Below are 15032 nucleotides of genomic sequence, written 5' to 3' on the forward strand. Positions count from 1 at the left end.
GTCGGCGGGCCGTCCTCGCGGGCGGCCCGCCGCGCCCTTGCCCGGCCCTGTCCACCCACTCCTGGAGACACGATGACCTCTCGCCTCACCCGCCTGCCGCTACGGCGCCGATCGGCCGCCGCCGTGGCCGGCTGCACCCTGCTGGCCGCGCTGTTCACCGCCCAGACCGGCCTGTCCGCCGCGGCGCAGACCCCTGCCGGTCCGGCCGCCGCGTCGCACGCCCCGTCCGGCGTACGGCAGTGGGTCACGGACGCGGACACCACCGGCCCGCAACTCGGTCCGCTCACCGCCGTCACCACCACCTCGGCCGCCGCCGACACCACCATCCACGTCGATCCGAGTCTGAAGTTCCAGAAGGTGACCGGCTTCGGCGCCTCCATCACCGACTCCTCGGCCGCCGTCCTGTACCGGCTGGACCGCCCGGCCAGGGACGCGCTGATGGCGGACCTGTTCGACCCGCGGTCCGGTGCGGGTTTCGGCATGCTGCGGCAGCCCATCGGCGCCTCGGACTTCGCCACCGCCGACTACAGCTTCGACGACATGCCGGCCGGGCAGACCGACTACGGGCTGGAGCACTTCTCCATCGCCCACGACACCCGGCAGATCCTGCCGCTGCTGCGGCAGGCGAAGGCGCTCAACCCGCGGCTGCAGATCGTCGCGAGCCCCTGGAGCCCGCCCGGCTGGATGAAGACCAACGGCTCGATGATCGACGGCAAGCTCATCGACAGCCCGCGGATCTACGACGCCTACGCCCGCTACCTGGTGAAGTTCGTGCAGGCGTACGCCGCCGCGGGAGTGCCGGTGGACTACCTGACCGTGCAGAACGAGCCGCAGGCACTGCTGCGGACGGACTACCCGGGTACCGACATGCCGGTGGCCCAGGAGGCGAAGGTGATCGAACGGCTCGGTCCCGCGCTGCGCGCGGCCGGGCTGCGGACGAAGATCCTCGGGTTCGACCACAACTGGTCCGAGCACCCCTTCGACGTGCAGTCGCATGTGGACGTCGGTGAGGACCCCGAGCTCGACTACCCCTTCGACCTGCTGAACTCGCCGGCCGCGCGGTGGATCGCCGGCACCGCCTACCACTGCTACTACGGCGACCCGGCCAGGCAGACCGCGCTGAAGGCGTCCTTCCCCGGCAAGGACGTGTTCGAGACCGAGTGCAGCGGCGGCGGCATCACCCGCACTCTCGGGGCGATGAACAACTGGGCCCGCAGCATGATCTTCTGGAACCTGGCGCTGGACGAGAACCACGGCCCGCACACCGGCGGCTGCACCGGATGCGACGGCGCCGTCACCGTGAACTCCGGGACCGGGGCCGTCACGTACAACGACAACTACTACACGCTCGGGCACTTCTCCCGCTTCGTGCGCTCCGGCGCCACGCGCGTGGGGACTGCGGTCGCCGCCGCGCAGGACGACCCCGGCCCGCTGCAGGCGTCGGCGTTCAGCAACCCCGACCGCAGCACGGCGCTGGTGGTCACCAACCCCAGCGCCACGGCCACCCACACCCTCACCATCACCGCTCCCGGCATCGATGTGACGACCACCCTCGCCCCCGGCGCCACCGCCACCTACACCTGGGCCGCACGCTGACCCGCGTCCGGTCCCGGTGCGGCTGACCGGGACCGGACGGCCGCACCCGACGGCCGCACCGGACGACCCGGCGTACGGGCACCTTTTCGTCTGATCAAACGTTTCAGTGGAGGAGCCGGTGGCTTGGGATAGGATTCTGACCGGTACTTCGGTCACGACATAAAGGCGGACATCCCGGTGAGCCAGACGGCAGCTGCGGGCAGCGGGCGGAAAGCGACCATCAAGGACGTCGCCCTGCGTGCGGGAGTGTCGCCGTCGGCCGTCACCATCGCCGTGCACAACAAGCCCGGCGTCTCCCCGGCGACCAAGGAGCGGATCCTCCAGGCGGCCCGCGAGCTGGGCTGGAGCCCGAACCAGGCGGCGCAGTCGCTGTCCGGCAAGCAGCTGCACACCGTCGGTCTGGCCATCGCCAGGCCGGCCAGGATGCTCGGCCTGGAACCGTTCTACATGGAGTTCATCTCGGGCATCGAGAGCGTGCTCGGGCAGCACTCCTGCTCGCTGCTGCTGCGGCTGGTCGAGCCGGCGGAGGAGGTCGAGGTCCACCGCGAGTGGTGGCAGGGCAACCGGGTCAACGGCAGCATCCTGGTCGACCTGCGGGTGGACGACGAGCGGGTACCGGCGCTGGCCGCGATCGGGCTGCCCGCCGTGGTGGTCGGCCATCCCTCGCTGGCCGGCCCCTTCACCTCGGTGTGGACCGACGACGCCGCCGCGACAGCGGAGGCCGTCAGGTATCTGGCCGCGCTCGGCCACCGCAGGATCGCCCGGGTCAGCGGCCCGGCCGAGCTGGGGCACAGCGCCATCCGCACCAAGGCGTTCGCCGAGATCTCGCAGGGCCTGGGCGTGCAGTCGCAGACGGTGGTCGCCGACTTCTCCGCCGACCAGGGCAGCAGGGCCTGCCGCTCGCTGCTGCTGTCCGCCGACCGGCCGACCGCGATCATCTTCGACAACGACATCATGGCGGTGACGGCGCTCGGCGTCGCGGCCGAGTTCGGCCTCTCGGTGCCGGCCGACCTGTCGCTGCTGGCCTGGGACGACTCCCAGCTGTGCCAGCTCACCCGGCCGACGCTGTCGGCGATGCAGCACGACATCTTCTCCTTCGGGGCCGACGTCACCCAGACCCTCTTCGACGTGATGACACGTCAGGAGCACGCCTCGCACGCCGCCCAGGTGCCCGGCCTGGTGCCGCGCGGATCGACCGCGCCCCCGGCGAACCGGCCGTAGGCCCGCGCCGCCACCGCACCCCGTCCCGCCTGGTCCATACCTTCCCAATAGCGGACGCATCGGCCGGCGCAGCTCGCACGTTTTACTAAAGCCCTGCCGGATGCATTGACATGACTAGACCAGGGTTCTAGCTTCCAGACGTCGGTTTTACCGGCCTTTTCCCGTGACCGCGATGGGTACTCCTCGCCGTCACGGACGCCAAGTGGTGCAACGTTCCATCATGAACTCACGAGAGGGTTCGATGAGACTGCAACTCTTCACCCGCAAACGCATGGCCGTACTCCTCACGCTGCCGCTGGCAGCGGGCGCATGGCTGGCCGGCCTGCCCTCGCAGGCCTCGGCGACCGGCGCCTCGACGCCCGCCGCGGTGCTCGGCTACCTGCACCAGATCAGCGGCAACCACGTCATCAGCGGTGTGCACAACAAGGAGCCGCTGAGCAATCCGTCGCAGTACACCGCGCAGGCGCACTCCCTCACCGGCAAGTGGCCGGGCCTGTGGGGCGGCGAGCTCGGCTTCACCGCCACCGACGTCGCCAACCGCCAGACGATGATCAACCAGGCCAAGACCGAGTGGGCCAACGGCTCGCTGGTCAACCTGACCTGGCACATGTGCCGCCCGGACGTCGCGACCTGCGACTTCCAGAGCGGCCCTGACCCCATCAACGGCAGCCACCTGTCGGACTCCGAGTGGAGCCAGCTCATCACCGACGGCAGCGCCCTGAACACCGACTACAAGCGCAAGCTGGACACGGCCGTGCCGTACTTCCAGCAGCTCAAGGACGCCGGCGTGCCGGTGCTGTTCCGCCCGCAGCACGAGATGAACCAGGGCTGGGCCTGGTGGGGCGGCCGTCCCGGAGCGAACGGCAGCGCCAAGCTGTTCCAGATCACCCACGACTACCTGGAGTCCAAGGGCCTGAACAACATCATCTGGGTATGGAACGTCAAGGACATCGACGGCGGCGCGTCCTCGGTCTCCGACTACTACCCCGGTGACGCGTACGTGGACGTGGCCAGCCTCGACCCCTGGCAGCACGGCTGGCCGAGCACCGAGTGGTACCAGGCGATCCAGAACGTCGCCCACGGCAAGCCCATCTCGCTGGCCGAGGTCGGCACCGTGCCGTCACCGTCCCAGCTGGCCTCCCAGCCGCAGTGGACCTGGTTCATGATCTGGGCGGACTACCTCACGTCGTCGAACTCACCCGCCGGTCTGCAGGCGACGTTCAACTCCTCCCGGGTGCTCAGCCAGGGCCAGTTCACGGTCCCCGGCGGCGGTACGACTCCGCCGACCGGCGGTTCGCACACCGGGGCCATCACCGGGGTCGGCGGCAAGTGCGTGGACGTCGCCGGCGGCAGCTCCACCAACGGCACCGCCGTCCAGCTCTACGACTGCAACAACTCCACCGCCCAGACCTGGACCGTCGGCACCGACGGAACCATCCGCGCCCTCGGCAAATGCCTCGACGTCACCGGACAGGGCACCGCCAACGGCACCAAGATCCAACTCTGGGACTGCAACGGCTCCGGCGCCCAGCAATGGCAGGCCCAGACCAACGGCCAACTCAAGAACCCCCAGTCAGGCCGCTACCTCGACGACCCAGGCGGCAGCACCACCAACAGCACCCGACTCCAGATCTGGGACTCCAACACCAACCCCTGGCAGATCTGGCACCTCCCCGCCTGACCCCCGCCTGACCCCGGATCGATCGTCTCCACCCTCTCCCCATCCCCCTCACGAAGGACACTCCTCCATGTCCGCACACACCAGAACACCCCTGCGCCGCAGAACGCGAGCGGTGGTCGCCGCCGCGGCCGCCACGGCCGTCGTCGGCATCGCGGTCACCGCGACCGGCGGCAGCGCCGCCGCGGCGCCGCCCGGACCGTCGGGCGTCACCAAGGCCGACGAGATCGCCTACCTCAAGAGCCTGACGGGCAACCACGTGCTGTCCGGCCAGCAGGGCGGCGCGAACAGCAACCCGTCGCAGTGGATCAACAAGGTCCACGACATCACCGGCGAGTACCCGGGCATCTGGAACGGCGACTTCGGCTTCAGCCAGAACGACATCGACAACCGCCAGACGGTCATCAACGAGGCCAAGAGCGAGTGGGCCAACGGCTCGCTGCCCGGCCTGATGATGCACGCCTGCCGTCCCGACGTGGCGACCTGCGACTTCGAGGGCGGCTCGAACCCGGTCAACGGCAGCAAGATGTCCGACAGCGAGTGGCAGCAGGTGATCACCGACGGCACCACGCTCAACAACGACTACAAGCGCAAGCTCGACCAGTTCGTGCCGTACTTCCAGCAGCTCAAGGACGCCGGGATCCCGGTGCTGTTCCGGCCGCTGCACGAGATGAACGACGGCTGGGCCTGGTGGGGCGGCCGGCCCGGTGCGGGCGGCAGCGCCCGGCTGTTCCAGATCACCCACGACTACCTGACGTCCAAGGGCCTGGACAACATCATCTGGGTGTGGGCGCTGAAGGACAACGCGGGCGGCGCCGGACAGGCGGCCAGCTACTACCCGGGTGACAACTACGTGGACGTCGTCGGCATGGACGTGTGGTGGCAGAAGTTCCCGGCCACCGACTGGTACAACGCGCTGTCGAACATCGCCGGCACCAAGAAGCCGATGGCGCTGGCCGAGGTCGGCAGCGTCCCGCAGCCCGCCCAGCTGTCCGCACAGCCCAAGTGGGTGTACTGGAACGTGTGGCTCGACTATCTCACCAACCCGAGCTACAACAGCAACGACCAGGTCAAGGCCGGCTACTACGACTCCCGGGTGCTCAGCCGCGGCGCCATCCACATCCCGGCCGGCGGCGGTACGACTCCCCCGACCGGCGGTTCGCACACCGGGGCCATCACCGGAGTCGGCGGCAAGTGCGTCGACGTCGCCGGCGGCAGCTCCACCAACGGCACCGCCGTCCAGCTCTACGACTGCAACAACTCCACCGCACAGACCTGGACCGTCGGAACCGACAGCACCATCCGCGCCCTCGGCAAATGCCTCGACGTCACCGGACAGGGCACCGCCAACGGCACCAAGATCCAACTCTGGGACTGCAACGGCTCCGGCGCCCAGCAATGGCAGGCCCAGACCAACGGCCAACTCAAGAACCCCCAGTCAGGCCGCTACCTCGACGACCCAGGCGGCAGCACCACCAACAGCACCCGACTCCAGATCTGGGACTCCAACACCAACCCCTGGCAGATCTGGCACCTCCCCGCCTGACCCCCGCCTGACCCCGGATCACGGGGCACCGCAGGCACCGTGACTCACCTGGTACCGGCATCGCCGGGCACCGCGCCGGGACCGTCCCTGCCATCCATGGGCGGTCCCGGCCGCGTGCCGCGCTGGAGCAGCGCGCGGACCCGGTCCCGTACGCCCTTGCGCATGTGCTGGGCGTGCGAGCGCATCGCGCGGGCGGCCTGCTGCGGGCTCTCGGAGTGCACGGCCTCCAGGATGGCGCGGTGCACCTCGACCGAGCCGGGCGGCTTGCGGCCCTGGCCGGGGGCGAGCTGGCTCTCGAAGCCGGAGTGCGAGGTCTCCGTGAGGGTGATGTCGATCGCCTCCAGCAGGAACACCAGCGTCTGGTTGTCGGTGCACTCGGCGAGCGTCCGGTGGAAGCGGGTGTTCGCGGTGTCGAAGGAGCGGCGGTCCTGGGCCTGCTCCATGTGCGTGAGGTGGACCTCGGCGTCGGCGAGCCTGCTCAGATGCCGCCGGCCGTTCTGCGCCGCGAGGGTGGCGACCAGCATGTACAGCGCGTCCTGGACCTCGGTGAGCTCCATGACATGCCGGGGGTCGGTGCGCACCAGCATCGACAGCGGTACGGACATCGCCTCGGCGGAGGGTTCCAGGACCACCGCCCGCCGGCCGCGCTGCATCCGCACGACGCCGGTCCCGGCCAGCACGCGCAGCGCCTCGCGGATCGTCGGGCGGCTGACGCCGAACCGCTCGGCGAGGGCCGCCTCGGCCGGCAACTGGGCGCCGGGCACCAGCTCGTCGGCGATCACGGCACGCAGGCTCTGCACCGTCCGGTCGAGCAGATGGGGTTGCCGCGGAGGTTCCATGGTGTCAGACACCTTGCCAACGTAGCACTGGTATCAGCCCCATTGCGGCCCGGAGTTCTCTGGCTTCTTCAATCAACTTGTCAGACAACTCGGCACAACATCATTGACACCCTGAACGGGTGGTGAACATACTCCGAGCCTCCCCACCAACCGCCCAACCCCAGACAGGAGTCGGCCGTGGTGACGATTCTGACCCCCTTCGGTGCCGTGCAGGGACGGACCGCCACGGGCACCTTCGGGCCGGCCGAGGAGTTCCTCGGCATCCCGTTCGCGCAGGCCCCGCAGGACGGCGGCCGGTTCCGGGCGCCCGGCAAGCCCGCGCGCTGGGACGGCGTTCGCACCGCCCACCGCCACGGGCCGGTCTGCCCGCAGGAGCCGGCGCGCGCCGAGGGCCTGGTGATGGACGAGCGGGGCTGCCTCAACCTGAACGTGTGGAAGCCGGCGCACCCGTCGGGCCCGCTGCCGGTGATGGTCTGGCTGCACGGCGGCGCGCATCTGTACGGCCACAACGCCAATCCGGTGAACGACGGCGCGCTGCTCGCGGCCCGTTACGACGTGCTGGTGGTGGCGCCCAACTACCGCCTCGGGGCGCTGGGCCACCTCAACCTGGAGCACCTGCTCGGCCCGGAGTACGCCGACTCCGCCAATGCGGCCCTGCTCGACGTGCTGGCCGCGCTGCGCTGGGTCCGGGAGGCCGCGGCGGCGTTCGGCGGCGACCCGGACAACGTCACGGTGTTCGGCCAGTCCGCGGGCGCCGCGACGGTCGCCGCGCTGCTGGCGATGCCCGCCGCCGACGGGCTGCTGCGGCGGGCCGTCATGGAGAGCGGCACCGGCGACCGCGCGCGGTCGACCGAGTACGGGATCGAGCGCACCGCCGAACTGCTCGCGCTGTGCGGCCTCGACGAGTCCGGCGCCGCCGGGCTGCTCACCCTGCCCGCCGAGCGGCTGGTCGCCGCGCAGGAGGCGCTGGTGCACCGGCGCGGCCCCGAGCGGCCCAACCTCGACATCACCTTCCAGCCGACGCTCGACCCGCGCACCCTGCCGGCCGTCCCGGTCGACGCGGTGGCGGCGGGCAGCGGCTCCGACGTCGATCTCATCGTCGGCACCAACCTCAACGAGGCGTCCGGCTACGCGCCGCTGGACGCGGACGGCACGGAGGCCGACGCCGGCCTGCCGGCCCGGCTGGCGCCCGGCGACTTCCCGCAGGCCCCCGGCCTCGCCGAGCAGCTCCCCGAGCGGCTGGCCCGGCTGCTCGGCCGCCCGCCGCGGGCCGCCGAGACCGTCGAGGCGTATCTGGCCGAGCAGATGTACCGGGACCCCTCGCAGCGGCTGCTCGACGCCCGTGCCGCCGCCCGGGCCCGTACCTACTCCTACCTGTTCACCTGGAGCGACCCGCGGAGCCGGGCGCGGCGCGGCTCCCCGCACTCCCTGGAGGTCCCGTTCGTGTTCCAGACCCAGGCCGCCGAGCAGGCGCGCCCCGACGTCGGCGACGATCCGCCCGCCGCACTGGCCGGCGCGCTCGGCTCCTACTGGACCGGCTTCGCCCGCACCGGCGTGCCCTCCGGCGACGGCCTGCCGCCGTGGCCGGCGTACGAGCCGGCCGGCCGCTGGACGGCGCTGCTCGACGACCCGGTGCGGATGGCCTCCGATCCGCGCCGCCCGGTGCGCGAACTGCTGGAGGGACGATGACCGGCCGGCGGCGGGCCCGCGGCGCGCTGGCGCTGCTGGCGGTGTGCGCGCTGGCGCTGCTCGCGGCATGCGGCGGCGGTGGCGGTGGCGGCAGCAGTGCGTCGGGCGGCGCGTCCGGCTCCGGCAAGGTGACCCTGGACTACTGGACCTGGTGGCCCAAGGCCCCCGACATCGTGAAGGTCTGGAACGCCTCCCACCCCGACATCCAGGTGCACGTCGAGAACGTCGGCGGCGGCACCCAGCAGTCCTCCAAGCTCCAGGCGGCGGTGTCGGCGGGGCAGGGCCCCGACCTCGCGCTCGCCGAGTACGAGTGGCTGCCGTCGTACATCTCGGGCGGCATCGCCAGGGACATCACCCCGTGGGCGGCGGACCTGCGCTCCGCGTACGACCCGGCCGCCTGGGACCTGGTGGCGCTGGGCGGCGGGCTGTACGGGGTGCCGCTCGACCAGGCCCCGATGGCGCTGATGTACCGGCAGGACCTGTTCGCGAAGTACGGCATCGCGCCGCCAGCCACCTGGCAGGAGTTCGCGGCGGACGCCGCCGCGGTGCACCGCGCCGATCCCTCGGTGGTGCTGGCCAACTACAACCCCACCGACGCCGAGTTCATCGCCGGTCTGGCCCGGCAGGCCGGCGGCCAGTGGTGGACCAATGACCGCGGCACCTGGAGCGTCGGCATCGCCGATCCGCCGTCCCGGCAGGTCGCCGACTTCTGGGGGCGGCTGATCGCATCGGGCGCGGTCAGCGCCGAGTCGACCGGCACCCCGGCGGCCAACAAGAAGATCAACGACGGCAAGGTGCTGTCGATCGTCGGCGGCAGCTGGAACATGACCAGCCACAACTTCACCAGCACCGCGGCCGGCACGATCGGCAAGTGGCGGGTGGCCCCGCTGCCGCAGTGGACGGCTGGCGACCCGTCGGTCGGCTTCGCCGGCGGCTCGGCCACGGTGGTCACCAGGACGTCCAAGCACCCCGCGCAGGCCGCGCAGTTCCTCAGCTGGCTGGGCGCCACCGCCGACGGGACCGGCGCGATGGTCAGGTACGGCGGCAACCTGCCCGCCTCCAACGTCGGCCTGAAGCAGTTCGCCGGGGTCCAGCCGGTGGACACCCAGGCCGTCTACGGGCAGCGCGACTACGGGCAGGTGCTCACCGAGGCCGCCCACCACACCATGCGGTCCCAGTGGGGCCCCGACACCAACCTCGCCTTCAGCGACTACTCCGACGAGGTCGGCCTGGTCGTCAACGGCCACGGCAGTCTGGCCGGAGCGCTGTCCACCGTGCAGCAGGCGATCCGCGACGACCTCAAGTCCTACGGATACAAGGTGGCCGGCTCATGACACTCACCGCGGAACCCACCACCACCGAGCCCGCCCCGGCCGGCTCCCGCCCCCGGCGCCCGCGTTCGCGGGCCGACACGGCGGCGCCGTACGTCCTGCTGGTGCCGGCCGCGGCGCTGTTCGTCTGCTTCTTCCTGATCCCGCTCGGCTACGCGGTCTACCTGAGCCTGCGCGGACCGCGGGTGACACCGTCCGCCAACGGCTTCGGGATGATCCACACCCGGTTCGTCGGACTGCTCAACTACTCGCGGGCCTTCCAGGACCACATCTGGCTGGCCAGCTTCCAACGGCTGCTGATCTACGCGGTGATCACCATCCCGCTGACGCTGGGCGGCGCGCTGCTGTTCGCACTGCTGCTGGACGCCGCCCGGGCCCGCCTGGTCCGCTTCACCCGGTTGTGCCTGCTGCTGCCCTACGCGGTGCCGGGGGTGATCGCCGGCATCATGTGGGGCTTCCTCTACCTGCCCGACACCAGCCCGGCCACCTCGGCCGCGTCCGGCATCGGCTGGCACCATCTGAACCTGCTCAGCCCGACGATGCTGTACTCGTCGCTGGCCAACATCGCGGTGTGGGGCGCGCTCGGCTTCAACATGATCATCCTCTTCACCGGGCTGCGGGCCACCCCGGCCGAGGTCTACGACTCCGCGCGGATCGACGGCTGCGGCGAGATCCGGCTCGCCTGGCGGATCAAGATCCCGCTGATCGCCCCCTCGCTGACGCTGGCCGGGCTGTTCTCGCTGATCGGCACCCTCCAGGCGTACAGCGAACCGACCGTACTGGCCCCGCTGACCACCTCGATCTCGTCCACCTACTTCCCGATGATGAACGTCCAGCGGGACGCGTTCGCCACCAACCAGCCGAACCTCGCCTCCGCCATGGCGATGATCATCGCGCTCGGCACCATGATCGTGTCCGCCGTCGTGCTGCGGTTCGGCCGGCGGGCCGGCGCTGAGGAGTCCTGACATGACCACCATCCCGCTGCACACCACCGCTGCGCCTTCCCGCACGTCCCCGGCCCGCTTCCACCCCGGGCGGGCCGCCGCCACCGCGATCATGGTGATCGGCGCCTGCTACTGCCTGCTGCCGGTCGCCTGGCTGGTCATCGCCGCCACCAAGTCGCAGAGCCAGCTGTTCAGCACCTCCACCCTGAGGCCGGGCAGCGGCCTGTCGGAGAACCTGCACAACCTGTTCGCCTACGACGGCGGCGCGTACGGCAGATGGGTGGTCAACACCCTGCTCTACGCGTTCGGCGGCGCCGCGCTCTCCACCGCCGTGTCCTGCATGGCCGGCTACGCGCTGGCCAGGTTCGACTTCCGCGGCCGGGAGACCGCCTTCCGGGTGCTGCTCGCCGGAGTGCTGGTACCCGGCGTGTCCCTCGCGGTCCCGCAGTACTTCCTGGTCGCCAAGGCCGGTTTCGCCAACACCTACTGGGCGGTGCTGCTGCCCAGCATCATCAGCCCGTTCGGCATCTACCTGTGCAAGGTCTACGCCTCGGCGTCGGTCTCCAAGGAGCTGCTGGAGGCGGCCCGGGTGGACGGGGCCGGCCAGACCCGCACCTTCCGCTCGATCGTGGTGCCGGTGATGCTGCCGGGCCTCGTCACGGTCTTCCTGCTCCAGTTCATCGGCATCTGGAACAACTTCCTGCTGCCGTACCTGATGCTCTCCGACTCCAAGAAGTTCCCGCTGACCCTCGGCCTGTTCACCATGATCAGCCAGGGCAGCGGCGAACCGACCCTCTACACCGCGCTGCTGGTCGGAGCGGCGATGTCGGTGATCCCGCTGATCGCGATGATCCTCTTCCTCCAGCGCTTCTGGCGGATGGACCTGATCAGCGGCGGCCTGAAAGGATGAGTACCCCCACCATGACCTCTGCTCCCATCTCCCCTGCCGCGGACGGACGCAGCCGGGCCGTCGACCCGCCCCGACTGCCAGCGCTCGGCTTCGGCACCGCGGGCATCGCCCGGCCGTCCGTCGCGCCGGGGGCGGCCGGCGACACGCTGCGGCAGGCGTTGGAGTGCGGGCTGCGCTACTTCGACACCGCGCCGATGTACGGCGCGGGCGAGGCCGAGCTGCGGCTCGGGCGCTTCCTGGCCGGGCTGCCGCGCGGCGAGTACGTGCTGTCCAGCAAGGTCGGGCGGCTGGTGCGGCCGGCGGAGTCCGGTGCTGGCGAACGGGAGTGGGTCTTCGACTTCAGCGCCGACGCGGTCAGGCGGTCGGTCGAGGAGAGCCTGCGGCGGCTCGGCACCGACCATGTGGACCTGCTCTATCTGCACGATCCGGACGACCACTGGCGGCAGGCGATCGAGGAGGCGTGGCCCGCGCTGGCCGATCTGCGCGACCAGGGCGTGGTGCGGGCCGTCGGCGTGGGCATGAACCAGGCCGCGATGCTCACCGAATTCGTCACGCACGCCTCCCCCGACCTGGTGCTGATGGCGGGTCAGTACAGCCTGCTCGACAGCGCGGCGCTCGACGCGCTGCTGCCGGCGTGCCGGGAGCGCGGTGTCGCGGTGGTGGTCGCCCAGGCGCTGCACGGCGGGCTGATCGACGGGGTGCCGCCGACCACCTTCCACTACCGGCCGGTCGACGCTGCCACCGCCGCAAGAGCCGCGGCGATAGCCGCGGTCTGCGCCTCGCACGGCGTGCCGACGGCCGCGGCGGCGCTACGCTTCCCGCTCGGGCACCCCGCGGTGAGCACCGTACTGACCGGCCCTGAGACGGCCGCGCAGCTGCGGCAGAACGTGGAGTGGGCGGCATGGCCGATCCCGGACGGCCTGTGGTCGGACCTCAAGGCGGCCGGGCTGCTGCGCGCCGACGCGCCGGTACCCGCCGCGGACGTACCGGGGGCGGGCCGATGACCCGGATCGTGGTGCTGTCGGGCGCCGGCCGGTACGCCGACCGCTGGCACGACTTCGCGGCCACCTCGCGGTGCGTGGCGACCGCGCTCGAACCGCTGGGCGCGACCGTGGCCGTGCTGCCCACCGAGCCCGCGTCGCTGCTGCGGCTCGGCGAGGCCGACCTGCTGGTGGTCAACAGCGGCACGGCAGGCGCCGACGAGACCGGGGCGGTTCCGGGCGGCGCGAACGGGCCGGAGGACGAGGCGGAGCTGTGGGCGCGGGCCCGTGCCGCGCTGGCCGCGTACGCCGACTCCCAGCGGCCGTTGCTGGCCCTGCACATCGCCGCCAACTCCTTCAACGACGTGCCCGCCTGGCATCGCCGGCTCGGCGTGCGCTGGGTGTCCGGCCGGTCCATGCACCCGCCGTTCGGCCTCGCCGAGGTGGCCGTCGACGACACCGGGCACCCGGTCACCGCCGGTCTCGCGGACTTCACCGTGCAGGACGAGCGCTACGCGCACCTGGTGCTGTCCGACCGCGCCCAGGAGCTCACCCACCACGTCCACGAGGGTGTCCGGCACCCGCTGCTGCTGGTCCACGAAGTCGAGGGGCGGCGCACGGTCTACGACGCGCTCGGCCACGACACCCGCTCCTACGACTCGCCCGCCCGGGTCCGGCTGCTGCGCGCGGCGGCCCAGTGGGCGCTGGGCCGCGATCCGCGCGGCTGACCCGCGAGCCCACCGCCGCGCCGATCCCCTCGATCCGGTGCCGCGGGTCCGTGCCACCCCCTGCGGTCGGCCCGGCCCGCGGCGCCGGCGGCCACCCTTGGAGCGCCCGCCGCATGCCCCCGCACACCCCGCACCGCCGCCGGCTGATCCTGGCCACCTGCTGCCTGTCCGTCCTCATCGTCAGCCTCGACAACACCGCGCTCAACGTGGCCCTGCCGGCCCTGCGGTCCGACTTCCGCACCGGGGTCAGCGGCCTGCAGTGGACGGTGGACGCCTACACGCTGGTGCTCGCCACCTTCCTGATGTTCTTCGGCTCGCTCGCGGACCGGATCGGCCGCCGCCGGGTGTTCAGGACCGGACTCGCGGTCTTCGTCGCCGCCTCGCTGCTGTGCAGCCTGGCGCCGACCCTGGACTGGCTGATCGCGGCGCGGACGCTCCAGGCCGTCGGCGGGGCGATGCTCAACCCGGTGGCGATGTCGATCATCACCGGTACCTTCACCGATCCGCGGGGCCGGGCCAGGGCGCTGGGGGTGTGGAGCGCCGTGCTGGGCGTCAGCATGTGTGCCGGGCCGGTCATCGGCGGTCTCGCGGTGGAGGTGGCCGGCTGGCGGGCGATCTTCTGGATCAACGTGCCGGTGGGCCTGGCCGCGCTGACGCTGACCGCGCTGTTCGTGCCCGAGTCGCGCGCCCCGCGTCCGCGCCGGGTGGACCCGGTCGGGCAGGCGCTGGTGATGCTGCTGCTCGCGGCGCTGACCTTCGGCATCATCGAGAGCCCCGACCTCGGCTGGTCGGATCCGCTGATCGCGGGCAGTCTCGCGCTGAGCGCCGGCGCGCTCGCCGGGCTGCTCTGCTACGAGCCGCGGCGGGTGGAGCCGCTGATCGATCTGCGCTTCTTCCGCAGTGCCGCGTTCTCGGGTGCCACGGTGATCGCGGTGGCGGCCTTCGCGGCGCTGAACGGCTTCCTGTTCCTCAACTCGCTCTATCTGCAGGAGACCAGGGGCTTCAGCCCGCTGGCCGCCGGCCTCGCCACGCTGCCGCTGGCCGCGATGACGCTGCTGACCGCGCCGCTGTCCGGCCGGCTGACCGGCAACCGGGGCGCGAGGCTGCCGCTGGTGGCCGCCGGGCTCTCGTTCATGGCGGGTGGAGTGCTGCTGGCCCTGGTGGCGGGCCGGACGACACCGCTGCCGCTGCTGCTGGCCGGTTACGGCGCCTTCGGGGCCGGGGTCGGCTTCGTCAACACCCCGATCAGCGACACGGCCGTGGCCGGGATGCCGAGGGCACAGGCCGGGGTCGCCGCCGCGGTAGCCTCCACCAGCCGGCATGTGGGTTCCTGCCTGGGCGTGGCGGTGGCCGGCGCGCTGGCCGGGAGCGCGGGCGGCGGATCGGGGACGGGCTCCGCCTGGTGGACCACCGCGGGCTGCGGGGCCGCCGTCCTGCTGATCGGCCTGGTCACCACCGGCCGTTGGGCGCGCCGCACCGCCACCCGCAGCGCCGAGCGGTACCGGGAGCACGAGCCCGCGCCGGGACCCGCCGCGCGGGCCGGGAACTGACCGGCGGCGGGCCCGTACCC

12 protein-coding genes are annotated in these 15032 nt (G+C 71.9%); 11 read left to right on the forward strand and 1 reads right to left on the reverse strand.

The features are described from left to right. Nucleotides 1-72: 72 nt before the first annotated feature. The 4 genes from ACQPW6_RS00875 (at nucleotide 73) to ACQPW6_RS00890 (ending at nucleotide 6041) form a co-directional block, all read left to right on the forward strand. The gene (locus ACQPW6_RS00875; RefSeq protein ID WP_433887545.1) at nucleotides 73-1596 is read left to right on the forward strand and encodes a glycoside hydrolase family 30 protein; all 1524 of its coding nucleotides are present in this window, start codon (nucleotides 73-75) and stop codon (nucleotides 1594-1596) included. A 177-nt stretch (nucleotides 1597-1773) separates the two neighbouring features. Further along, entirely contained in the window at nucleotides 1774-2817 is a 1044-nt protein-coding gene (locus ACQPW6_RS00880; RefSeq protein WP_433887546.1) for a LacI family DNA-binding transcriptional regulator, read from the forward strand. A 220-nt stretch (nucleotides 2818-3037) separates the two neighbouring features. After that, nucleotides 3038-4498 carry a glycosyl hydrolase gene (locus ACQPW6_RS00885; RefSeq protein ID WP_433887547.1) on the forward strand — a complete coding sequence of 487 codons (1461 nt, stop codon included), beginning with the start codon at nucleotides 3038-3040 and terminating at the stop codon, nucleotides 4496-4498. A gap of 67 nt (nucleotides 4499-4565) precedes the next feature. After that, a complete protein-coding gene (locus ACQPW6_RS00890; RefSeq protein ID WP_433887548.1) occupies nucleotides 4566-6041 on the forward strand; it encodes a glycosyl hydrolase in 1476 nt (491 codons plus the stop codon). Nucleotides 6042-6085: 44 nt separating this feature from the next. Here ACQPW6_RS00890 and ACQPW6_RS00895 read toward each other — a convergent pair whose 3' ends face one another. Next, a complete protein-coding gene (locus ACQPW6_RS00895) occupies nucleotides 6086-6892 on the reverse strand; it encodes a FadR/GntR family transcriptional regulator (protein WP_433887549.1) in 807 nt (268 codons plus the stop codon). 165 nt (nucleotides 6893-7057) lie between these two features. Here ACQPW6_RS00895 and ACQPW6_RS00900 point away from each other — a divergent pair, with 165 nt between their 5' ends. The 7 genes from ACQPW6_RS00900 (at nucleotide 7058) to ACQPW6_RS00930 (ending at nucleotide 15012) form a co-directional block, all read left to right on the forward strand. Then, a complete protein-coding gene (locus ACQPW6_RS00900) occupies nucleotides 7058-8569 on the forward strand; it encodes a carboxylesterase/lipase family protein (protein ID WP_433887550.1) in 1512 nt (503 codons plus the stop codon). Continuing rightward, nucleotides 8566-9903 (forward strand): ABC transporter substrate-binding protein, encoded by a 1338-nt coding sequence (locus tag ACQPW6_RS00905; protein ID WP_433887551.1) that lies wholly within the window; start codon nucleotides 8566-8568, stop codon nucleotides 9901-9903. The genes ACQPW6_RS00900 and ACQPW6_RS00905 overlap by 4 nt, the downstream gene beginning before the upstream one ends. Continuing rightward, a complete protein-coding gene (locus ACQPW6_RS00910; protein WP_433887552.1) occupies nucleotides 9900-10865 on the forward strand; it encodes a carbohydrate ABC transporter permease in 966 nt (321 codons plus the stop codon). Before ACQPW6_RS00905 ends, ACQPW6_RS00910 begins: the two co-directional genes overlap by 4 nt. A gap of 1 nt (nucleotide 10866) precedes the next feature. Continuing rightward, entirely contained in the window at nucleotides 10867-11754 is an 888-nt protein-coding gene (locus ACQPW6_RS00915; protein ID WP_433887553.1) for a carbohydrate ABC transporter permease, read from the forward strand. 11 nt (nucleotides 11755-11765) lie between these two features. Next, nucleotides 11766-12758: an aldo/keto reductase gene (locus ACQPW6_RS00920; protein ID WP_433887554.1), complete on the forward strand. Its 993-nt coding sequence runs from the start codon at nucleotides 11766-11768 to the stop codon at nucleotides 12756-12758. After that, entirely contained in the window at nucleotides 12755-13462 is a 708-nt protein-coding gene (locus ACQPW6_RS00925) for a ThuA domain-containing protein (protein WP_433887555.1), read from the forward strand. The genes ACQPW6_RS00920 and ACQPW6_RS00925 overlap by 4 nt, the downstream gene beginning before the upstream one ends. A gap of 113 nt (nucleotides 13463-13575) precedes the next feature. Beyond that, nucleotides 13576-15012 carry an MFS transporter gene (locus tag ACQPW6_RS00930; protein ID WP_433887556.1) on the forward strand — a complete coding sequence of 479 codons (1437 nt, stop codon included), beginning with the start codon at nucleotides 13576-13578 and terminating at the stop codon, nucleotides 15010-15012. Nucleotides 15013-15032 lie beyond the last annotated feature (20 nt).

It is taken from the genome of Streptomyces sp. CA-111067, assembly GCF_050956065.1.
Classification (GTDB): domain Bacteria; phylum Actinomycetota; class Actinomycetes; order Streptomycetales; family Streptomycetaceae; genus Actinacidiphila.